General features: G+C 59.1%; 18 protein-coding genes. 14 read left to right on the top strand and 4 right to left on the bottom strand.

The features are described 5' to 3' along the window. Positions 1 to 22 precede the first annotated feature (22 nt). The 8 genes from V3W27_RS16455 (at position 23) to V3W27_RS16420 (ending at position 9,695) form a co-directional block, all read left to right on the top strand. Complete coding sequence (locus V3W27_RS16455) at positions 23 to 463, top strand: low molecular weight protein-tyrosine-phosphatase (protein ID WP_003226547.1); 441 nt, start codon at positions 23 to 25, stop codon at positions 461 to 463. 38 nt (positions 464 to 501) lie between these two features. Continuing rightward, a complete protein-coding gene (locus V3W27_RS16450) occupies positions 502 to 2,730 on the top strand; it encodes a polysaccharide biosynthesis tyrosine autokinase (RefSeq protein ID WP_330207077.1) in 2,229 nt (742 codons plus the stop codon). Between the two features lie 40 nt (positions 2,731 to 2,770). Beyond that, on the top strand, positions 2,771 to 3,853 hold the full coding sequence (locus V3W27_RS16445; protein WP_027611474.1) for a glycosyltransferase: 1,083 nt from the start codon (positions 2,771 to 2,773) through the stop codon (positions 3,851 to 3,853). Positions 3,854 to 3,867: 14 nt separating this feature from the next. Beyond that, a complete protein-coding gene (locus V3W27_RS16440; RefSeq protein WP_330207076.1) occupies positions 3,868 to 4,980 on the top strand; it encodes a polysaccharide pyruvyl transferase family protein in 1,113 nt (370 codons plus the stop codon). Further along, on the top strand, positions 4,977 to 6,206 hold the full coding sequence (locus V3W27_RS16435) for a polysaccharide biosynthesis C-terminal domain-containing protein (RefSeq protein WP_330207075.1): 1,230 nt from the start codon (positions 4,977 to 4,979) through the stop codon (positions 6,204 to 6,206). Before V3W27_RS16440 ends, V3W27_RS16435 begins: the two co-directional genes overlap by 4 nt. Then, complete coding sequence (locus V3W27_RS16430; RefSeq protein ID WP_027611477.1) at positions 6,197 to 7,300, top strand: hypothetical protein; 1,104 nt, start codon at positions 6,197 to 6,199, stop codon at positions 7,298 to 7,300. The genes V3W27_RS16435 and V3W27_RS16430 overlap by 10 nt, the downstream gene beginning before the upstream one ends. A 12-nt stretch (positions 7,301 to 7,312) precedes the next feature. After that, positions 7,313 to 8,356, top strand: coding sequence for an acyltransferase family protein (locus V3W27_RS16425; RefSeq protein ID WP_330207074.1), 1,044 nt, complete (start codon positions 7,313 to 7,315; stop codon positions 8,354 to 8,356). A 211-nt stretch (positions 8,357 to 8,567) separates the two neighbouring features. Next, a complete protein-coding gene (locus tag V3W27_RS16420) occupies positions 8,568 to 9,695 on the top strand; it encodes an SGNH/GDSL hydrolase family protein (protein ID WP_330207073.1) in 1,128 nt (375 codons plus the stop codon). Positions 9,696 to 9,785: 90 nt separating this feature from the next. On the opposite strand, the gene V3W27_RS16415 is transcribed toward V3W27_RS16420, so the two are convergent. Together V3W27_RS16415 and galU are read right to left on the bottom strand one after the other, a co-directional pair. Then, on the bottom strand, positions 9,786 to 10,190 hold the full coding sequence (locus V3W27_RS16415) for a mannose-1-phosphate guanylyltransferase (protein WP_183781183.1): 405 nt from the start codon (positions 10,188 to 10,190) through the stop codon (positions 9,786 to 9,788). Between the two features lie 38 nt (positions 10,191 to 10,228). Then, the gene (galU, locus tag V3W27_RS16410) at positions 10,229 to 11,062 is read right to left on the bottom strand and encodes a UTP--glucose-1-phosphate uridylyltransferase GalU (RefSeq protein WP_027611481.1); all 834 of its coding nucleotides are present in this window, start codon (positions 11,060 to 11,062) and stop codon (positions 10,229 to 10,231) included. A 389-nt stretch (positions 11,063 to 11,451) separates the two neighbouring features. Here galU and galE point away from each other — a divergent pair, with 389 nt between their 5' ends. From galE to V3W27_RS16380, 6 genes are all read left to right on the top strand, one after another. Continuing rightward, entirely contained in the window at positions 11,452 to 12,468 is a 1,017-nt protein-coding gene (gene galE, locus V3W27_RS16405; protein ID WP_330207072.1) for a UDP-glucose 4-epimerase GalE, read from the top strand. A 231-nt stretch (positions 12,469 to 12,699) separates the two neighbouring features. Continuing rightward, positions 12,700 to 12,936, top strand: coding sequence for a hypothetical protein (locus V3W27_RS16400; RefSeq protein WP_003226528.1), 237 nt, complete (start codon positions 12,700 to 12,702; stop codon positions 12,934 to 12,936). 144 nt (positions 12,937 to 13,080) lie between these two features. Further along, positions 13,081 to 14,142 (top strand): polysaccharide biosynthesis/export family protein, encoded by a 1,062-nt coding sequence (locus V3W27_RS16395; protein ID WP_096797780.1) that lies wholly within the window; start codon positions 13,081 to 13,083, stop codon positions 14,140 to 14,142. Between the two features lie 8 nt (positions 14,143 to 14,150). After that, a complete protein-coding gene (locus V3W27_RS16390; protein ID WP_330207071.1) occupies positions 14,151 to 14,816 on the top strand; it encodes a YjbF family lipoprotein in 666 nt (221 codons plus the stop codon). Further along, positions 14,813 to 15,574 (top strand): capsule biosynthesis GfcC family protein, encoded by a 762-nt coding sequence (locus V3W27_RS16385; protein WP_330207070.1) that lies wholly within the window; start codon positions 14,813 to 14,815, stop codon positions 15,572 to 15,574. The genes V3W27_RS16390 and V3W27_RS16385 overlap by 4 nt, the downstream gene beginning before the upstream one ends. Then, positions 15,571 to 17,649: a YjbH domain-containing protein gene (locus tag V3W27_RS16380; RefSeq protein WP_027611486.1), complete on the top strand. Its 2,079-nt coding sequence runs from the start codon at positions 15,571 to 15,573 to the stop codon at positions 17,647 to 17,649. Before V3W27_RS16385 ends, V3W27_RS16380 begins: the two co-directional genes overlap by 4 nt. A 1,104-nt stretch (positions 17,650 to 18,753) precedes the next feature. On the opposite strand, the gene V3W27_RS16375 is transcribed toward V3W27_RS16380, so the two are convergent. Continuing rightward, entirely contained in the window at positions 18,754 to 20,148 is a 1,395-nt protein-coding gene (locus V3W27_RS16375; protein ID WP_330207069.1) for an undecaprenyl-phosphate glucose phosphotransferase, read from the bottom strand. Positions 20,149 to 20,535: 387 nt separating this feature from the next. Continuing rightward, positions 20,536 to 21,180, bottom strand: a complete 645-nt coding sequence (locus V3W27_RS16370) for a winged helix-turn-helix domain-containing protein (RefSeq protein WP_027611488.1) — start codon at positions 21,178 to 21,180, stop codon at positions 20,536 to 20,538. Positions 21,181 to 21,347 lie beyond the last annotated feature (167 nt).

The raw sequence follows: 21,347 nt of genomic DNA, 5'->3' as shown, positions 1-21,347 counted from the left end.
ATATTACACAGGAATGTAAACCTTGTTCAAAAAGATCCTCGTCGTGTGCGTTGGCAATATTTGCCGAAGTCCGACAGCAGAACTTCTGCTGCGTAACGCGCTGACCCCCTCAACCATCTCGGTGACTTCCGCAGGCCTCGCTGCGCGGGTTGGCGAAGGCATGGAGGCGTCGGCACGTCAGGTGCTGGAAGACCACGGGCACAGCGCCGAAGGTTTCCAGGCCCGGCAATTGACCGCCGATATCGTCAATGAATCAGACCTGATTCTGGTCATGGAAAAACAACATGTGAATCAGGTGCTGAAGATTGCCTCGCACGCCCGGGGCAAAGTGTTTCTTCTCGGCAAGTGGCAGAGCGAACGAGAAATACAGGATCCGTATCGTCAAGGTAAGGCCGCTTTTATTCATGCCCATGCATTGATTGAAGATGCTGTTAGCTCGTGGGCGCAGCGCCTCGGACATTGATGAATATTCTTCAGATCAGTGAATGGTAAGAAAGACTTATGCAGTTACCGTCAGTAATCGCCAACCGTGATAACGATCAAGACAGTATTGATCTTCTCGGCATATTCGGCAGTTTGATCGACCAGAAATGGTTGATCGGTGCATTCACCGGTGCATTCATGGCCGCCGGCGTTGCCTATGCGGTATTGGCGACGCCGGTGTACCTGGCGAACGCGCTGGTGCAGGTCGAACCGAAAAAGAACGACATGCTCGGTTTTTCCGACCTCAGCAGCATGCTCGGCGGGCAATCGCCGTCGGTGACCGAAATCGGCATCATCAAATCCCGTGCGGTGATCGGCAAAACCGTCGACGACCTGCGCCTGGATATCGACGTCACGCCCAACACCTTCCCGGTGGTCGGCGGTTTTCTCGCCCGGCGTTATCGCGGCGAAACCGAGTTCAGCGTGGCGCCGCCGCGTTTTGGCTTCAACAGTTACGCCTGGGGCGGCGAGCGTCTGGAGTTCACTCGACTCAATCTGCCCAAAGAGTTGTTGGGCAAGAAGCTCACCCTGGTGGCTGGCGAACAACAGCACTTTCAGTTGCTCGATGACAACGACAACCTGTTGGTCGAGGGCGTCGCCAGCGAAGCCTTCGCCCAGGACGGCGTCGAGGGTTTGATCGAGCGCCTGCAAGCCAACCCGGGCACGCGCTTTGAAGTGGTGCGCAATCCACGGATCGTGACCATTCAGGGTTACCAGGATGCGCTGGATATCTCCGAGCAAGGTAAAGAGTCGGGGATTATCCGTCTGGCGCTGGCCAGCGCCGATGCGGCCGAGGCGGTGAAGATCCTCAACAAGATCGCCGCGCTCTACGTGGACCAGAACGTGCGCCGCACCTCGGCGGAAGCGGCGCAGAGCCTGGCGTTCCTGCAAAGCCAGCTGCCGCAGGTCAAGCGTGATCTGGCCAAGGCCAGCGATGCGCTCAACGCGTATCAGACCCACGGCAAGACCGTGAACATTTCCCTGGAAACGCAATCGGTGCTCGGTCAGTCCGTGGCGCTGGAAACGCGGATTTCCGAGCTGAAAATGCAGCAGGCGGAAATGGATCGCAAGTTCACCAAACAGCATCCGGCGTATCGCGCCTTGATGTCGCAGATCGGTGAGTTGACCCAGCAGCAGAAGTCGCTGGAAGGCAAGGTCGGTGATCTGCCGGCCACGCAGCAGGAATTGCTCAACCTGACCCGCGATGTGGAAGTGGCTTCGCAGATCTACACGCAATTGCTGAACAAATCCCAGGAGCTGGACATCGTTCGCGCCGGTGCGGTGGGCAACGTACGATTGATCGACCCGGCGGATGTTGACCTGAGCAGCCCGGTCAAACCGAAAAAAGCCCTGATCGTGCTGATCGCAACGTTCCTCGGCGCCTTTGTCGGCGTAGCCCTGGTGCTGTTGCGCAAATCGTTGAGCAAAGGTCTGGAAGGGCCGGAAGCCATCGAACAGCTCGGGCTGCCGGTGTACGCGTCGATTCCCTACAGCGCCTTGCAGCGTGACGAGGACACGAAAAAGGGCCGGGCCAAAATCACCGCCGAGACGCCGGCCTATCTGCTGGCCCTGCGCAACCCGACCGACCTGTCCATCGAGTCGATCCGCAGCCTGCGCACCTGCCTGCATTTCGCCGCGCTGGATTCGACCAACAACCGCATCATGATCTCCGGCCCCAGCCCGCAGGTCGGCAAGACCTTCGTCTCGTCCAACCTCGCCGCGGTCATGGCGCAAAGCGGTCAGCGCGTGCTGTTGATCGACGCCGACATGCGCAAGGGCCATCTGCACAAGACGCTGAATGTGCCGATCGCCAATGGCCTGTCGGATCTGCTGGTCAAGCGCTGCAGCATCGAGCAGGCGATCAACACGGTGGAAATCGACAACCTGCACTTCATCAGCCGTGGTCAGGTTCCGCCGAATCCCTCCGAGCTGTTGATGCACGCCAACTTCCGCGACCTGCTCGCCGAACTGAGTCAGCGCTACGACGTGGTGATCATCGATACGCCGCCACTGCTCGCGGTTACCGACGCGGCGATTGTCGGGCGTGAAGCCGGGATCAGCCTGATCGTCACGCGGTTTGCGGTAAACCCGGCCAAGGAAATTGAAGCGACCATTCGCCGCTTCGCGCAGAACGGCATCGAGCTCAAGGGCGCGGTGTTCAACGGCGTCGAGAAGCGCGCTGCCAGCTACTACGGCAATGGCAGCTATGGCTATTACAACTACGAATACGCGTCGGACAAATCCTGAAATTCAGGGGCGTTCCAACAGGCATGAAAGTGGGTGGGTTGTGAAGAAAATACTGCACGTGGCTGAAACGATAAAAGGTGGGGTCGCCACCGTTATCCGCACCATCTCGGCGTCGCCCGAAGGCCAGGATTCGAATTACGAGCTGGTCTATCTGGTGCCGCTCGACCAGAAACAAGAGCTGCACGGCATTGATGCACAGCAGATTCGCACGTTCGAACGCAGCGGGCGTGATGTGCGTTCGCTGCTGCGTTTTGCCTGGCAACTGACCCGGGTGATGCTCAAGGAAAAACCCGATGTGGTGCATTTGCACAGCACCTTTTCCGGGGTGATCGGCCGCGTGGTCTGTGTGCTTCTGCGACCGTGGCGCAAGCCGAAAATCGTCTACTGCCCGCACGCCTTTTCGTTCCTGATGGAAAGCTCGCCGACCAAGCAGAAGATCTACGCATGGATCGAGCGGGTCCTGCAGCGGGTCACCGACGTGATCATCTGCGTCAGCCGCTACGAGATGGACAAGGCTGCGCGGTTCGGCATTCAGCGCTCGCGCATGAAGCTGATCTACAACGGCATCCACCAGCGAGACGAAGCGCCGAAGGCCGAGAGCCCCGCGCCGATCCATCTGCTGTTCGTCGGTCGTCTCGACTACCAGAAAGGTTTCGACGTGCTGCTCAAGGCCTTCGCCAAGGTGCAGCGAAGTGATCTGAAACTGACGGTGGTCGGCAGTGCGGTCAACGAGGACACGGTCGAGTGCCCCGAGATGGACGCGGTCGAGTACCTGCCGTGGGTCACGCCGGCCGAAGTGCAGGCGCTGTATCAACAGGCCGACGCGCTGATCGTTCCGAGCCGCTGGGAAGGTTTTGCCATGGTGCCGCTGGAAGGCATGGCCATGGGCTTGCCGGTGATCGCCAGCAACTGCACGTCGCTGCCCGAACTGGTCACCCATGAAGTGTCCGGCTACGTCTTTCCCACCGGTGATCATCAGGCGCTGGCCGACGTGCTGGCGCGAATCCAGAAGCCGCGGTTGCTCGACCTCGGCAGCGAAGGCCGGAACATCGTGCGCGAACGTTTCAGCGCCGCGCTGATGATCCGCCAGACCTACGACGTGTATTGCGCTCCCACTTATTAAGTAGAACTCAGCTTATGAACGTAACGATTTTGCATGGCTACAGTGCGTCCAACTCCGGTGACGGCCTGCTCGTCGATCTGGCCATCGCGTTGGTGCAGCGCAACTTTGGCGAAGACACCGCGATCAATGTCGTGGCGTCCGATCCGCAGTCTTTCGCCTACCTGCCGCACCCGCGTTTCGACGCGCCGGTGATGGCGGCCAAGGGGTTGGGGCGGGTCAAGCAGGCAGTGTTTCTCAATCAGTCGTATGCCGGGCTGGCGGATCTGCTGCGCAAGACCGATCTGATCGTCGGCGTCGGTGGCGGCTACATGCGCTCGAAAAGTGCCTTCGAACACATCAAGCTGAAACTCGGCCACGCCAAGCAACTGGAAACGGCGATCCTCAGCAAGGTGCCGTCGGTGTACCTGCCGCAAAGCATCGGCCCGTTCCATGGCGAGAGCCGCAAGATCGTCGATCACTACGCCAGCGCGGACGCGGTGTTCGTGCGCGATAACCGTTCCTCGGCGATGTTCGATGCCTGCGAAAACGTCTACCGCGCGCCGGATCTGGCGGTGCAGTCACTGGCCAGCAAGATCCTTCAGCAACCGAAGTTCACCCGCTGCGCCGCATCGCCGGCCACCGTGTGCGTGGTGCTGCGCAAGCCGCCGGAGTGGAGCAAGGAAAAGAAGGTCGCCTACGTCGCCAACCTGAAGCTGCTGCTGCAGCGCCTGAAGAACAAAAGCAAAGTGGTCTGCGCCGTGCAGAGCGCCGTTCGCGGCAACGATGACGGTGCGTTCTATCGCGAACTGGGCATCAGCGAAGACCTGCTGTCGTTGAAGGCGACGATTGCCAAATATCAGCCGGATCTGGTGATCTCGGTGCGTCTGCACGGCGCCATCGAGTCGCTGCTGTCCGGTGTCCCGGCGTACCACATCAGCTATGAGCGCAAAGGCTTTGGCGCCTATCAGGACATGGGTGTGGAAGACTGGGTGATCAACGGTGGCGACATCAATGTCGAGCAGATCATCGACACCGTGTATGCGCCGAATGCCCTGTCGAACTTCGGCAAGCGCCTGACCGATACCTGCCGCGAAATCGAAGCCAAGACGGTGATGATGGACGAGATCATCAAAGGCGTCGTTCGATGATATTTCGCTTGCTGCTGCGCGGCGGAGCCTTGGGCGCGAAGTTTCTGCTGGTGTTGGCCATCACCCATTACCTGGGCTACGAAGCGCTGGGGTTTTATGGCGTGGTGGTCGCGGCGTCGCTGATCGCTTCGAAGTTCTACAGCGTTGGTTTCAGTTCCGAGATCAATCGGTTGATCAGCGTTGGCGGCAGCTCGCGGCGGGTGGTCGACAAAGTCCTGTTGCTGTACCTGGCAGTGGGGCTGCTGCTGTCGCTGCTGACGGTGGGGATTTACTCGCTGTTCCAGCAGGTCGAGGCGAGCACCGCGTTGATTCTTTGCGCGACGCTGGTGCTGCTCACCGAACACCTGTCGTTCGAGATCAACTCGTTCGTGTTTTCTGCGCAGAAAGCCACCGCGGGCGCGCTGCTGTTCTTCATCAAGACCGGTCTCTGGGCGCTGCTGGCGGTGGGCGGGATGATGCTCGACTGGGTCTCCGGCATCGCCAGTGTGCTGTGGCTGTGGGTGGCCGCCAACGTGCTGGTGATCGTCGCCGGTTACCTGATCGTGGTGAACGTGCACAAGGGCCGGGTCAGCGAAGCACTGACTACCGCGACCGTGTGGAAGGCCGGCCTGCCGTTCTACTTCGGCACGGGCTTGATCGCGCTGAGTCAGTACGCCGAGCGCTTTCTGATTGCCGATCTCGAACCCTACGCCAGCCTCGGTAAATACGTGTACGCGTGGTCGGCGGCGAACACTTTGCAGGCGCTGTCCTACGCGGTGGTGGCGGTGGTCGGCATTCCGGTGCTGGCCAAGCGGTTTCAGGCGGATCAGCAGGCATTTACGGTCAAGCAATTGTTCGTCAACAAATGGGTGATGCGCTCGTTAGTGGTGTCGGCGGCGGTGGCGGTGCTGATCTATCTGTTCTTCAACGTGGTGCTCGATTACGTCGCCACCAGCGTGCCGCGTCCGGATAACGCGATCCTTGGCGTGCTGATCTTTTCCTTCGCCCTGCGGGCCATCGGCGACATCGTTTGGGGCGGTCTGATTGCCTCGAAAAACAGTCGGGTGTCATTCGCCAGTGCGGCGATTTGTTTACTGGTGTCGGTGCCGGTCAGCTACCTGCTGATCAAGCATTATTCGATTTATGGCGCGGCGTGGGGCAATGTCTTCGCGATTATCGTGCAGCTCGGGGTGATCGCCGTGTTGACTCGGGCGACCCGTGCCAAAGGGGCGCTGGCATGGGGTTGAAGTTGCCGTGCATCGAGTTTCGCGGCCGCAAACTCGATTCTTCGCTGTCGTTCCTGATTCTGTTCACCGGGCTGTTTCTGTCGGTGGCGATGCCGCTGCTGATCCCGCGTGATCCGGGGCCGGATGCGATGACGTTGTGGTCGTCCTACGCCCGCGCCGACAACTGCAATTTCTGGAACCCGTTCTCGCCGGATCGCTCCTCCTACGAATGTTCGGCGTTCCTGCTGCGGCCCACCGGGATCAACCTGACCAACGCCTGGGCCTACGGAATGTTCTGCAACTTCTTCCTCACAGCGATTCCGGTAGTGGTGTTCCGGCGCATGCCGCTGGCGATCTTCGGCACCCTGTGCCTGTGGGGCGTGGTGCGCTCGTTCTTCCTGGAAAACCTGACCAAGGAAATCATCGTTTCGGTGGCGGTGCTGAGCATCTTGTTCAGCTCGCTGACGCGCAAATACCGCGGCGGATTTTTTCTGTCGGCGGTGATCTACGGCGTGCTGATCCGGCCTTACTGGATTCTGTTTTCGCTGTCGTGGGTCGGCGTCTGCGTGATGAAGAAGTACGTGTCGCGCTTCACTTTCTTCCTGATGCTGTTCCTGTTTTACCTGGCGGTGGCCATGGCGATTCAGCTGGCGCTGGGGTTCCCGGTGTCATCGATTCGCGCCAGCAATAACGAGTTGCGCACGGCGGGGGAGGAGGGCTCGAAATCGCTGATTGTCTCGTGGCTCAGCGGCAGTGACTTCGTTTCGCAGGCGCTGGACTCGATGATCATTTTCTTCCGGCTGTCGTTCCCGGTGGAGCTGATTCTGTTGTCCGGGCCGGGCCAGGTGATCTTTGTGGCGCTGATGATCATGACCGCGTTGCTGCTGTTCAAAGTCATCACCTCCACCGATTACAAAGGCGCGCCGATCGAGACCAAACCCAAGGAACTGATCGCGATTCCGCTGGCGTTCCTGCTGGTGCAAGGGTTGTTCGAGCCGGACTTCGGCTCCTTCGCCCGGCACTTTTCCATGGTGGTGCCGGTGTTGTTTGTCGGCTTGGGTCTGATGTTGCGCGCCAACAAACCGGTGCGGGTTGAATCAAGAGTTCTGAATTGAGGCAGGTGCTGTATGTCGAGCAAGAAAAAATCGCTGGAGATCGAAACCCTGCGTGGTCTGGCGTGCCTGCTGCTGGTGCTCTATCACGTCATTGGCCCGTTGGGCGGAGGGCTGAAAATCGATATCGGCTCGCCGTTCCGGGTGATCGCCGACTCGATGGTGTACGTGCGCATGCCGCTGTTCACCTTCATTTCCGGCTACATCTATTCGATCTACAAAATTCGCGGCAATGACTTTTCCGCATTCTTCAGCGGCAAGGTGCGACGGCTGATCGTGCCGCTGTTTTGCGTCGGTGTGCCGTTCTCGGTGTTGCAGGCGGTGGGGCCGGGGGTGAACAAGGATGTCGGCGTGATCGATGCCTTGTTGTCGTTCTGGGTACCGGTCAATCACTTCTGGTTCCTGCAGGCGGTGTTCATCATTTTCATGTTCGTCGGCCTGCTGGAATGGCGCGGGATGCTGCGCTCGATGACGCGCTTGTACCTGCTGTTCGCCTTCGCAGCGGCGGTGTTTCTGTTGCCGCCGTTCAAGCTCGATGCGTTCGGCATCAATGGCGCGATTTACCTGCTGCCGTTCTTTGTGGCGGGGATGATCGGCCAGGAAAATGTCGAGGCGTTGAAGCAGCGGTTCAAGGTGGTCGGGCCGCTGGTGTTTGTGTTGATTTCGTTGACGCTGCTGTACGTGGCGGCGATTGATCGTGAGTTGATCGTCGACCGCCGCAGCCTGATCGGTCTGACCGTGGGGTGTGTGTCCTGCATTGCTTTGCTGTCGAGTGACATGCGCTCGAAGTGGCTGACCTGGCTGGGCGGCTACTCTTACGCGATCTTTCTGTTCCATGTGCTGTTCGCGGCGACTTCGCGGTTTTTCATGGGGCGGCTGGGGGTGAAAGACGAAAGCATTCTGGTGCTCAGTGGACTGCTGTTTGGTCTGTTGGGGCCGGTGGTGCTGTCGATGATTTTCAGTCGCTTCAATGTCACTTCGGTGCTGTTTCTTGGGGAGCGTGCGGCGAAGAAAAAACCGCTGGCGAGCGTTACTCCGGTGGTGCCGGCCAATAGCTGAAAGGCTTCGCGAGCAAGGATCTCTGGAACTCACACCATCCCTGTGGGAGCTGGCTTGCCAGCGATGGGGACCGATCAGATGAAGCTTATTCGCCTGACCCACCGCCATCGCTGGCAAGCCAGCTCCCACAGGATTTAGGTGTACAAGGATTTAGCGGATGACCTCAACCTCTGCTCGCGAACGGGCCATTCCAAACTGAAGGAAATAATGCATGTTGGCAGTAAATGACGCTCAGCCCGTCGCAGCGTCGGTGGTTGAGGTAGGCGATGCCCGCGAGCGTTTTGCGCAGTGGCGCGAAGGCAAGGCCGGGAAGGTCTTGTCGGTCTCGGTGATCGGCGACAGCTACAGCGCCGGGCAGGATTTCTACCTGAACAAACTGGTGCAGCGCGTGGCCGGCGAGGTCGGTTTTGCCGGTCCCGGTTACGTCGGTTTCAACCACGGCGCCGCGCTGGGCGGCACGCATTTCAAATACACCCGCAGCAGCGAAAAATACTTCGGTGGTGGCTGGCAAGTATCCGGCCTCGGCCAAGCCAGCCCCGACAGCCGCACGGTGACCGGCAAGCCCGGCGCCTGGTTGCAAATCGATGCCAGCCCGACACCGGCCATCGACACCCAAGTCACCCAGGCGAAATTGCTCTACCTGGGCAACGGCGAAACCAGTGAGCTGCGCTACCGCTGGACGCCCTCGGAAGACTGGCAACCGTTGACGCTCAAGGGTTCAGGCGTGCAGGAAGTACCACTCGCAGGTCTTTCGGCAGCCGCAGACTGGTCGTTCAAGCTGGAAGTGGTGAAGGGCGCACCGACCTTGTTTGGCTTGTGGATGAGCAACGAACAGAACGGCGTGCGGGTGTCGAAACTGGCGGCCTCGGGCGCGGCATCCGCGGATTTCTATCACCAGGACCCGCAATGGCAGGTGCAGTGGAAAATCGCCGTGTCGAAGATCCCCGCCGACGTTTACCTGATCATGCTCGGCGGCAACGATCAGGGCTTCGGGGTCAAACCCGAACAGTACCTGCACAACGTTCAGGGCCTGGTGGCGATGATCCGCGAGATTCAACCGGCGGCGAGTATCAACCTGATCATGCGTCAGGACACCACGCGCTCCAGCACCTATCCGATGTCGGCGTATGCACAGGTCTTGCAGCCGTGGGCGCGCGAGCAGCAACTGGGCTTTGCCAATCTGCAATGCGCGTTCGGCCCTGACGTCAAACGCTATGCAGCGACGATGATCGGCCCGGACAAGATTCATCCGCAGCCGGCCACGGGCGGGAAAGTGATTGCCGATTACTTCTATCGCTGGATCGTCAGTGGCATCAACGCGGACAGTTGCGACTTGTAGGAGCTGCGGCACGCTGCGATCTTTTGATCTTGCTCTTGAAAACAAAATCAAAAGATCGCAGCGTGCCGCAGCTCCTACAGGAAAGTGTTTTTATTTGAAGTTATCTATCTGGCTCAGGAGCTCAGCCGTTTTCTGCGGCATCAGTTGCGTGGCACACCGCGTCTCGACATTGATGATGATCGCCGGCTCGTTGCAGCACAGGCGTACGCGGAAGCGCCAGTCGCTGAAGATCACCTTCAGGCCATCACGATCGTCCATTTCCAGCGCCTGCTCGGCATACCGTTGTTTCAGATGGGCGAGCAGGGGGTAGGGATCCGCCAGCGTCCGGCGAATGTCGCCGGACGAGGGAAACATGCCGATGCGTTCCACCAGCAAAATACTGCCCAGCCATGACTCGTTGGCGCTGGGCAACGGCTGATGGTGTGACAGCCAGCTCACCGTGCCGAGGTTGCCCACCTCCCGTTCAATCTCTGCTGCATGCTGTGCCATGTTCATGGGTTGCCTCCTGAAAAGAGAAGTGGGCGGGGACCGTCTCAGCGGCCCTTGAGGTAGACGTTGTCGTAGCAGAAGTTGGTCGCCTGCAAATAACCCTCGGCGTCGCCGCAGTCGAAGCGCAGGCCCTTGAACTTGTAGGCCAGCACGCAACCGTTCTGCGCCTGTTTCATCAGCGCGTCGGTGATCTGGATCTCGCCGCCCTTGCCCGGTTGGGTGTCGGCGATCAGGTCGAAGATGTCCGGCGTCAGGATGTAGCGGCCGATGATCGCCAGGTTCGACGGCGCGTCCTGCGGCGCCGGTTTTTCCACCATGTTATTGACCCGGTAGATGCCCTCGGAAATCAGCTCGCCGGCGATCACCCCGTACTTGTGGGTCTGATCGGCCGGGACTTCCTGGATGGCGACGATCGAGCAGCGGAACTTCTTGTACAGCTGGATCATCTGCGACAGCACGCCGTCACCTTCCAGGTTCAGGCACAGGTCATCGGCCAGCACCACGGCGAAGGGTTCATCGCCGATCAATGGGCGGCCGCTGAGAATCGCGTGTCCCAAGCCCTTCATTTCCACCTGACGTGTGTAGGAGAAGGTGCAGGTGTCGATCAACTCGCGGGTGCCAGCGAGGAATTTCTCTTTCTCGGTGCCGCGGATCTGGTGTTCGAGTTCGTAGCTGATATCGAAGTGGTCTTCCAGCGCACGCTTGCCCCGACCGGTGACGATGGCCATGTGTTGCAGGCCGGCGTCCCGTGCTTCTTCAACGGCGTATTCGATCAACGGCTTGTTGACGATCGGCAGCATCTCTTTCGGCATGGCTTTGGTCGCCGGCAAGAAACGCGTGCCGTAACCGGCAGCGGGGAACAAACATTTACGAATCATAAAAGTATCCTGGACAGTCATGGAACACAGGCAACGGATGCGCGCACTTATCAAAGCGCACAAGTTTCAATGATTATTGAACGAGTACTTTAATACCTGAGTCAGGTTGTTAATGGCAATTAGCGCAGGGGGTAAAACATGACAATGTTATGAGATGTCGGTTAAGGCGTTATTAGTTATTTTTAGTCGGTATCTGTTGATAGTGATGAGTGCACTTGGGGTGCTAATAAGTACCGGGCAATACAGTTTGACCTGCAAATATATTTATTGCCAGTGGTTGAACTAATTTTGTTTAAGGCTGTTGTCGTCCTTATTTGTGTGGTGCGCCACAGATTCAATGAAAGGGACTTGACAGGCTACTTGTCACTTATCCAATGACGGACCGCGCTATGAAGATTCTGGTAACGGGTGGCGCCGGCTATATCGGCTCGCACACCACACTTGCGCTGCTTGAAGCAGGTTATGAAGTTGTTGTACTGGATAATCTTTGCAACAGCAGCGATGCGGCATTGCACGCGATAGAAGGTATCTGCGGCAAAAGCGCGTTGATGATTCGCGGCGATGTCTGCAACCGGGCGTTGCTTGACCGGATTTTTCGCGAACATCAGATCGAAGCCGTGCTGCATTTTGCCGGGCTCAAAGCCGTCGGCGAGAGCGTACGCAAGCCGCTGGACTACTACGAGAACAACGTTGGCGGCAGCATTACGCTGTGTCAGGCGATGGCGGCGGCCGGGGTGTTCCGGCTGGTGTTCAGCTCTTCGGCCACGGTGTATGGCGAGCCTGAGCAGATGCCGATCCGCGAAGATTTCCCCACCGGCATTCCGACCAATCCTTACGGTCAATCCAAGCTGATCGTCGAGAACGTGCTGCGCGACCTGAGTCAGGCCGAGCCGCGCTGGAGCATCGCCTTGCTGCGTTACTTCAACCCGATCGGCGCGCATCACAGCGGGCATATGGGCGAAGACCCCAGCGGCATCCCCAACAACCTGCTGCCTTACATCAGCCAGGTCGCGGTTGGCAGCCTGCAGGAACTGTCGATTTTCGGCGACGATTACCCGACGATCGATGGCACCGGGGTGCGCGATTACATCCACGTCGTCGACCTCGCCGATGGCCATCTCAAAGCCTTGCAATCGATTGCCGACCGTCCGGGCATTCATACCTGGAACCTTGGCACCGGCGACGGCTACAGCGTGATGCAAGTGCTGCATGCTTTCGAACAAGCCAGTGGACGTCCGGTGCCGTACCGGGTGATGCCACGGCGCAGCGGGGACATTGCCGAGAGCTGGGCCGACGCCTCGAAAGCGCAAAAAGAACTCGGCTGGAAAGCCACGCGCAGTCTGCAGGACATGGTCACCGATACCTGGCGCTGGCAATCGAATCATCCACGCGGTTATCTCGAATGATGTCGTTCTAATACTGAATGTTAGTTTCGGTCAGCTGTTAGATATCGTCGGGAAAATACGCTGGAAATGCCTTTTGCAAGTCCGTAGATATAAACCTGCCGTTCGACTTTTATCAGTTGGGTAAGACTGTGAAAGAACGACGGATCTTGTTCGCGCTTTTCGCGGACTTGAACGCTACCACCGCTAACAAAGACCGGTTTTTAACAGGTCGAATGTTAGAAAGGAGTTGATATGAAAAAAGTGATGGCGATTGCCCTGTTGACGATGTTGAGCAACTGGGCGTCCGCTGCTGAAGCACCGCTTACTGCGGTGACCAATGTATCTGGCAGTGTTGCGGCTTCTACAGCGCCTGCTGCCAGTACTGCAATGGTTGCCAGTGCAGTCGCGGCGTCCAACAGCGGCGGAAGTGCCAACGGCGGTACCACTGGCACCACCGGTACTACCGGCACCACCGGCACGCACAACTAACAGGAACATTTGTTAGTGCAGTACAGGGTCGCCCGACGCAAGTCGGGTGACTTTATTTTTAGATTCGCCCTTGAATAGCGTAGTGCCATTATGACTCGTAGTTTTTCTCTTTTGCTGTTGGCAAGTATCGCTTTGCAAGGTTGCATGTTTTCCCCCGGCCAATACCTGAGCACCGGCGACATCACGCGCCAGGGCGCCAGCGAAAGCAGTCGGGTCGAGCTGATTCCGATCACGCCCAAGCTGATCTCGATGACCCGTGCCACGCAGAAGCGTGAGACGGTACCGTCGGAACTGTTGGCAACGCCTGCGGAATACCGCATCGGCAGCAACGATGTGCTGTACATCACGGTCTGGGATCACCCGGAGCTGACCGCGCCATCGGGGGCACAACAGCAGATTGACGCCAACGGTCGACTGGTGCGCTCCGATGGCACGCTGTACTACCCGTTCATCAAGGAAGTGCAGGCGGCTGGCAAGACTATTCAACAGCTGCGCTCGGACATCGAAACCCGCCTGTCGGCGTTCATCGCCGAGCCGCAGGTGGATGTCGCGGTGCTGCGTTTCGCCAGTCAGAAAGTGGTGGTTTCCGGCGCCGTGGCCAAGGCCGGGCCACAGCCGATTTCCACCAACCCGTTGAGCGTGGTCGAAGCCCTCGGTACTGCCGGCATCGACACCAACAACGCCGACCTGTCGGGCCTGCTGCTGACCCGCAATGGCCGGGTGTATCCGCTCAATCTCGACTCGCTCAACCAGCAGGATTCCGAGTTGCAGCACGTCTTCCTCAAGGGCGGCGATCAGTTGTACCTGCCGTACAACGACAACAAGCGCATCTACGTCATGGGCGAAGTCAATCAGCCCCGTGCGCTGAGCTTCAAGACCGCGACGATGAACCTCTCCGACGTGCTCGGTTCGGTCGGCGGTCTGAGTCAGACCACCTCCAACGGCAACGCGGTGTACGTGATTCGCGGGGTGGAAAACCTCGATGTCGAGCCGGCGAAGATCTATCAACTGGAAGCCCAGTCGCCGACCGCCATGGCACTCGCTTCGCACTTTGAAGTGCGTCCGCAGGATGTGGTTTACGTCGGCCCGGCCAACGTCACGCGCTGGAACCGCTTCATCAGTCAACTGGTGCCGTCGGCATCGATTGTCGGGACCGGGGCTTCCGCTGCGAAGAACTGGAGCGAATTCAGTAACAACAGCAAATAAGGCCGACCGTGAAAACCTTGAAAGTTGGCGTCTGCCTGATGGCGGCCTTGATGTTGTGTGGCTGTAACCCGCTGATGACCGCTTCGGTGCGCAACCTCAAGTCGGCGGTGCTCGGCCCGGACGAGCTGGACGTGAGTGCGGCGCAGGTGGCCGAGGTCAAGTACCCGCAAGTCAAACTGACCACGCCGTCCGGCTCCGGGGTGCTGGCGCTGGTGCGCGAGCGTGAAGACCTGCAGTTCTGGGTCGCTTCCGGCAAACAGGTGTTGCTGCTGCGTGACGGCCTCGCTGTGCGCACCATCGGCCTCGGCGTCGAGGGCGACCTGGACGGCACGCGGCTGGCCGACGACGCGCCGTTCAAACGCGGCCTGCATCAAGTCGCCGACGGGTTCACCAGTCAGCGCTGGATCGACCTGTACAAGGGCCAGGAAGTCGGCTTGATCGTTAACAGCCGGTTCTCTCGCCGATCCACGCAAACCCTGCAAATTCTCGACAAGGAATACACCGTGCTGCGTGTCGACGAACGTATCGACGTCCCGGCGATCGGGCTGCGCGCGACCAACCATTACTGGGTCGATCCGCTGGACGGATTCATCCTGCAGAGCGAGCAGCAACTGACCACGCAACTGCGCGTGCGCATCGTGCAACTGACCCCTGATCGCAGGCATCTGCCATGAAGCGCTTATGGATGGTATCGGCGGGTTTGCTGTTGCTCAGCGGCATCAGTCAGGCAGCGGTCACCGTCAGCGGCGATGTCGCCAACCCAGGGCCGGTGGAGTTGCCGCCGGGCGGGCGCTTGCTCGACGTGATCAGCGTGGCCGTACCGAATGCCGAAGGTTACTGGCTGGCCGGCGTGTTGCTGCGCCAGTCGTTGCTGGAACAGCAGGCGCGGCTCAAGGCCGGGGTGTTGTTTGATCTCGATGTGTTGCAGCGCATGGCCTCGTTGTTTGACCGCCCGAGCCGCGCGGCGCTGGCGCTGCGCTTGGCTGAGCAGGTGCGGCAAATGCCGGTCACCGGGCGTCAGGTGGCGGATCTCGATCCGGTCGCGGTGGAAGTCGGTTTCGCGCGCAACATTCGTTTGGACGACGGCGATCGGCTGATCTACCCGAAACGGGTCGACGAGGTGCAAGTGCTGGGCGCGGTCGCCGAGACCTGCCACCTGCCTTATCAGCCGCTGCTGGAGGCGCGTGAGTACCTGGAAAGCTGCACGCCGCTGGACGATGCCGAGGCCGATTACCTGTGGCTGATCCAGCCCAATGGTGCGGTGCGGCGCGTGGGTATCGCGCACTGGAATCGCGAGAGCGGGCAGTTCCCCGTGGCCGGCAGCAAGATTCTGGTGCCGGTGAAAAACGATGATCTGGATCCGCCTGTTCCTGAACTGAATCAGCAGTTGGCCGAATTGATTGCCACGCAGCTGGCTGAGGTGGTTCGTTGAAGTTACGTTTTGCAGCTGTGTTGTTATTGCCGTGCGGCCTGGTGCATGCCGAGCCGCGTATTACCCAAAATGATTTCGGCGGCACCGGTCTGTTGCAGACCCCGACCGCGCGCATGGCCCCGGCCGGAGAGCTGAGCGTCAACGCCAACCGCACCGAGCCTTACAGCCGCTACAGCGTGTCGTTGCAGCCGCTGGACTGGCTCGAAGGTTCGTTCCGCTACACCGCGATCACCAACCGGCCATACGGCTCCGAGGCGCTGAGTGGCAGCCAGAGCTACAAGGACAAGGCGGTCGACGCCAAAGTCCGGCTGTGGCAGGAAAGCCACTGGGCACCGGAAGTCGCGCTGGGCTTCCGAGACATCGGTGGTACGGGCTTGTTCTCCAGTGAGTTCTTCGTCGCCAACAAACGCTTCGACAATTTCGATTTCAGCGCCGGTATTGCCTGGGGTTATCTCGGTAATCGCGGTGATCTCGACAACCCGCTGGGCTACGTCAGTGATCGCTTCGACACTCGACCGGCTCTCGAAGGTACCGGTGACGTCAACTCCGGCTCGTACTTTCGCGGTCGGCCGTCGTTCTTCGGTGGTGTGAGCTATCAGACGCCGTGGGATCGACTCAGCCTGAAGCTCGAATACGAAGGCAACGACTACAAGCACGAGCCGAAGGACAACGTGATCAAGCAGGACTCGCCGATCAACTTCGGCGCGGTGTTCAAGGTGGCGGATTCGGTGGACGTCAGCGCGGCGTGGGAGCGGGGCAACACGGCGATGTTTGGCATCACCTTCCACACCAATTTCGTCAGCCGCAAGGCGCCGGCCAAGACTTACGATCCGACGCCGGAACCGCTGCCGGCGAAGATGCCGACCACGCCGATGGAACAGGTCAACTGGGCCGACGTATCGCAGCGCCTGCAGCAGAATGCCGGGTACAAGGTCGAGCGCATCAGTCAGCGTGATTCCGAGCTGATCGTCTACGGCGAGCAGCAGCGTTACTTCCATTCGTCGAAGGCCGTTGGTCGCGCGAGCCGGATTCTCGACAACAGTGTGAACGACGACATCAACTGGTTCACCGTGGTCAACAAGCGTTACGACCTGCCGCTGGAAGAGACCAGTGTGCCGCGTCAGACCTTCCGCGAAGTGATCAACAACGAGGAGCCGCTGGAGTCGTTGCACCGCACCACCGAGATCAACCCGGCGATGCCGCACAACGAGAAAACCCTCTACAGCGAAGCACCGCAGCACTTCAATTATGGCGTCGGCCTGGGCTTCAAACAGAACGTTGGCGGCCCGGATGGTTTGCTCTATCAATTCAGTGCCGACGCGGACGCCGAGTACCGCTTCAACCGCAACACCTGGTGGAACGGTTTGCTCAGTGCCAACCTGGTGAACAACTTCGACAAGTTCACCTACGATGCACCGAGCGGCCTGCCGCGGGTGCGTACCGATTTGCGTCAATACCTGACCACCTCGGAAGTGACCATGCCGTTGTTCCAGGTCAGCCATGCCGAGCAGTTGGACAAGGACCTGTATGGCATGGTCTACGGCGGCTATCTGGAGTCGATGTTTGCCGGCGTCGGCGGTGAGGTGCTGTTCCGGCCGACCGGTGAGCGCTGGTCGGTGGGGGCGGATCTGAACTATGTGCGCCAGCGCGAGTTCGACCAGGGTTTCGGCCTGCGCGACTACTCGGTCTGGACCGGGCACATCACCGGTTACACCGATTTGCCGTACGACACGCTGGCTGCGGTCAGCGTCGGTCGTTATCTGGCCGGCGACTGGGGCGGCACGCTGGACATCTCCCGCGAATTTTTCAACGGCGTGCGCTTCGGCGCCTGGGCCACGATCACCACGGCTGGCAGTGCCGAGTACGGGGAGGGTAGTTTCGACAAGGGCATCTACCTGTCGATCCCGTTCGACGAAATGATGAGCATGTCGACCATGCGCCGCGCCAACCTGGTCTGGGCCCCCCTGACCCGTGACGGCGGCGCCAGGCTCAATCGCAGCTTCCAGCTGCACTCGATGACCGACAGCCGCGAGGGTGACATGTTCTACCGCAACTTCTCGAAGATTACCGAGTAAACCCCGGGCCTTCTCGGGACCTGTGGGAGCGGGCTTGCCCGCGAAGGCGTCGGCACATTCAACATCTGTGCTGCCAGATCCACCGCTTTCGCGGGCAAGCCACGCTCCCACAGTGTTTTGTGGTGAGGCACATACCCCGATCCATACCGAGATCCCTTGTGGGAGCGGGCTTGCTCGCGAAGGCGTCGGCACATTCAACATCTGTGCTGCCTAACCCACCGCCTTCGCGGGCAAGCCACGCTCCCACAGTGTTTTGTGGTGAGGCACATATCCCGATCCATACCGAGATCCCCTGTGGGAGCGGGCTTGCTCGCGAAGGCGTCGGCACATTCAACATCTGTGCTGCCTGACCCACCGCTATCGCTTGCAGGCAAGCTCCCACAGTGATTTTGTGGTGTGCCCGATTTGAGTGAACGCCGCCGGACCCTGTGGGAGCGAGCTTGCTCGCGAAGGCGTCGGCACATTCAACACCTGTGCTGCCTGGCCCACCGCTTTCGCGGGCAAGCCACGCTCCCACAGTGTTTTGTGGTGAGGCACATATCCCGATCCATGCCGAGATCCCCTGTGGGAGAGGGCTTGCTCGCGAAGGCGCCGGCACATTCAACATCTGTGCTGCCTGACCCACCGCTTTCGCGGGCAAGCCACGCTCCCACAGTGTTTTGTGGTGAGGCACATATCCCGATCCATGCCGAGATCCCCTGTGGGAGAGGGCTTGCTCGCGAAGGCGCCGGCACATTCAACATCTGTGCTGCCTGACCCACCGCTTTCGCGGGCAAGCCACGCTCCCACAGTGTTTTGTGGTGAGGCACATATCCCGATCCATACCGAGATCCCCTGTGGGAGCGAGCTTGCTCGCGAAGGCGTCGGCACATTCAACATCTGAGCTGCCTGACCCACCGCTTTCGCGGGCAAGCCACGCTCCCACAGTGGTTCGAGGGTGAAGCAAATATCTTGATCCACACCCCAATCCCTGTGGGAGCGGGCTTGCCCGCGAAGGCGTCGGCACTGCCACCCTCGCAACAGCCTGACCCACTACCCAAATCCCGACCACAAAAAAGGGGACTTTCGTCCCCTTGCGGTATCGCCTGGCTTGTCACCAGTCCATCAATAAATATCCTTCGACAACAACGTAAACGGCGTCTTTACCAGGATCTTCAAATCCAGCCACAACGACCAGTTGTTGATGTAATGCAGGTCCATCTCCACACGCCGCTGCATCTTGTCGATGGTGTCGGTCTCGCCACGGCAGCCGCTGATTTGCGCCAGCCCGGTGATGCCCGGTTTGATTCGATGGCGAGCCATGTACGCGAGGATTTTCCCCGAGTAGTAGTGGTTGTGCGCTACAGCGTGCGGACGTGGACCGACCAGGGCCATCTGCCCCTGCAGCACGTTGAACAACTGCGGCAGCTCATCCAGCGAGGTGCGGCGAATGAAGCGCCCGACCGCAGTAATGCGCGAGTCATTACGGCTGGCCTGAACTACTTCGCGATCATCGTGCACGCGCATGGAGCGGAATTTCCACACCTGAATCACCTTGCCGTTCCAGCCGTGGCGATCCTGTTTGAAGAACACCGGCCCCGGCGAGTTGATCTTCACCGCCAGCGCGATGAACAGCAGCACCGGGCTCAGCAGGATGATCGCCAGCAGCGCCACGCCTTTTTCCACCAGACTCTTGCTCAGCGCAGCGGTAGGGCGGCTGGTCAGCGGACTTTCGTTGAGGCAGATCGCCGGCAGACCATCCACGACCTTCACCGAGTGGTTGAGCAGGGTCAGACTGTTCAAGTCCGGCACCCAGACCACATCGACGTTGGCGCCGAGCAAATCGACGTACATCGCTTCGATTTTCGCGGCCTCGGCCAGCGGCAGGGTGATGTACAACCGGCGGATGTCATGGTCCTTGATCAGCTTGAGCAAATCTTCCTGATCACCGACCACACGCGGCGCATTCGAATCCAGATTCGGTGTCGCGCCATTGCTGACCAAACCTACCAGCGGCAGGTTTTCCACCTGACTGATCTTCTTCGCCAGACCCAGAGCCAGCTCGCCAGTGCCGACGATCAGCGTCTTCTGTGCGCTGGTGCGGGAACGCTGGTAGTACTTGGAAAAGGCATGCAGCGGCGCGTACATCAACGCCTGACCGAGGAAGCCGTAGACCGCCCAGCTCAGCGTCACTTCGCGGGAGAACACTTCGTCGGCCTTGCACACGAACGCGATGCCGGCCAGCGCCACCATGGTCATCGACCAGCCCATGAACAAGCGTCCAAGCCCGGTCAGGTAATTGTCCTGCTTGCGGTACACGCCGCTAAACGTATACGCCGGTACCGAGGCCAATACCGCCAGTGTCGCGCACATGCGGTAATAGAACTCGACGGTGCCTGTGTGCCGTTCAGCCAGTATGAATAACAACGCAACAATGAAAGCCTGCGCCAATGCCCATTGGCCCCAGAAGGTAAGTCCCTTGAGGCCGTTATTTCGATTGATCCGTAGAGAAAGTTCCATGAGATATCCCCAGAAATACGTCCATTCAGGTTTCGACAGTTGAAGTCCGAGTTGCTAGATAGGCTTGTTGTTGTTATTGGACGAGTGTCCTGAGGTAACAACGTCGATAGGCCGAACTGTCGTCAATCAATAGACTAAGTTATTGCTGGAGAGGGTGTCTGACGAGTTCTAACAAGATGGCACAGTGCCAACTTTTTAATAATCAAATACAAGGCTGTTAGAAAAGGTCGCAGAGCAGGGGGTGAATAAATTATGTTGTGTTTGTTACTGTAGGAGGGGTGGAGGCAGGGAGCTATTATTACCAGGGGGGAAGCCAAACAGAGTGCTCTTGTTGTTTTTGTAATCGCACTGTTTTCTGTTTGTTTTGTTCGCGGATATCGGCGGTATTTACGCAACGATTTCCTGGATGAGGCAATAACCGCGGTTTCTTACGGCACGGAACAATCGCTCACCATTACTCGCGTTTTTGAACTTGTCCTGCAGGCGACTCAGGCACATCTCCAGGCCGCGATATTGCTCCGGCTCGCGGCCGATGCTGAGGATCAGGTCATCTCGACTGACTACACGTTCTTCGTGATGGAGCATTTTGCGCACCAGCGCGGTTTCCAGTCCGGTAAGGCTGATCTCGACGCCTTCCTTGACCAGGGCGCCTTGATCGTTGTCCAGATGCCAGGTCTCGTTGCAGGTGGCGGCGTCTTCGATGGCGGCAGTGCGGTTGTCGCTCTCTGCACTTTGAAACGGCTTCGCCGATTGTGCGGACAACCATTCCGATTCGAGGGTGGCCAATATGCGCTGGGTGTCGTGTTCAATCGTGCGGGCAACGTTTTTCCGGGTGCCCCTTGGGTAAGTGAACTCCATCAGCATGGGAGCGGAAGAGGGCGAAGTAGCACCTTCAATAAACATTTGTGCCTGAGACGTGCCAAACGAATTGAAGCGCTCGCTGGACAGAATGCTCTCAAGTTCACGCTGCGACGTTGTACTGTTGGTCACGACGACAAAATATTTTCTTGGGAGGGTTGTACTAGTTTCCATGTCTCTCTCCTAAAATGTGCACCAAAATGGGCGAAAAGGTAAATCGGCAGGCGAGCAATAACTTCCTTGGAAGTAACCGACAGGCAGGGTCTGGGCCCAAAATGGCCTCGATAAATTCCACTCGTTCTGCTGCTATGTTGTTAAGTTTATTGTTATGGTTCCGTGTA

The organism is Pseudomonas sp. AM14(2022), assembly GCF_036346455.1.
GTDB lineage: Bacteria > Pseudomonadota > Gammaproteobacteria > Pseudomonadales > Pseudomonadaceae > Aquipseudomonas > Aquipseudomonas putida_A.
This window is presented reverse-complemented; position numbering and strand designations above follow the sequence as displayed.

Excerpts from the sequence above, each read along its gene's own strand:
- galU (WP_027611481.1), bottom strand. The coding sequence starts at position 11,062 with ATGATTCGTAAATGTTTGTTCCCCGCTGCCGGTTACGGCACGCGTTTC.
- V3W27_RS16420 (WP_330207073.1), top strand. The coding sequence starts at position 8,568 with ATGTTGGCAGTAAATGACGCTCAGCCCGTCGCAGCGTCGGTGGTTGAG.
- V3W27_RS16450 (WP_330207077.1), top strand. The coding sequence starts at position 502 with ATGCAGTTACCGTCAGTAATCGCCAACCGTGATAACGATCAAGACAGT.
- V3W27_RS16375 (WP_330207069.1), bottom strand. The coding sequence starts at position 20,148 with ATGGAACTTTCTCTACGGATCAATCGAAATAACGGCCTCAAGGGACTT.
- V3W27_RS16395 (WP_096797780.1), top strand. The coding sequence starts at position 13,081 with ATGTTTTCCCCCGGCCAATACCTGAGCACCGGCGACATCACGCGCCAG.
- V3W27_RS16425 (WP_330207074.1), top strand. The coding sequence starts at position 7,313 with ATGTCGAGCAAGAAAAAATCGCTGGAGATCGAAACCCTGCGTGGTCTG.
- V3W27_RS16370 (WP_027611488.1), bottom strand. The coding sequence starts at position 21,180 with ATGGAAACTAGTACAACCCTCCCAAGAAAATATTTTGTCGTCGTGACC.
- galE (WP_330207072.1), top strand. The coding sequence starts at position 11,452 with ATGAAGATTCTGGTAACGGGTGGCGCCGGCTATATCGGCTCGCACACC.
- V3W27_RS16435 (WP_330207075.1), top strand. The coding sequence starts at position 4,977 with ATGATATTTCGCTTGCTGCTGCGCGGCGGAGCCTTGGGCGCGAAGTTT.
- V3W27_RS16385 (WP_330207070.1), top strand. The coding sequence starts at position 14,813 with ATGAAGCGCTTATGGATGGTATCGGCGGGTTTGCTGTTGCTCAGCGGC.
- V3W27_RS16440 (WP_330207076.1), top strand. The coding sequence starts at position 3,868 with ATGAACGTAACGATTTTGCATGGCTACAGTGCGTCCAACTCCGGTGAC.
- V3W27_RS16415 (WP_183781183.1), bottom strand. The coding sequence starts at position 10,190 with ATGAACATGGCACAGCATGCAGCAGAGATTGAACGGGAGGTGGGCAAC.
- V3W27_RS16400 (WP_003226528.1), top strand. The coding sequence starts at position 12,700 with ATGAAAAAAGTGATGGCGATTGCCCTGTTGACGATGTTGAGCAACTGG.
- V3W27_RS16430 (WP_027611477.1), top strand. The coding sequence starts at position 6,197 with ATGGGGTTGAAGTTGCCGTGCATCGAGTTTCGCGGCCGCAAACTCGAT.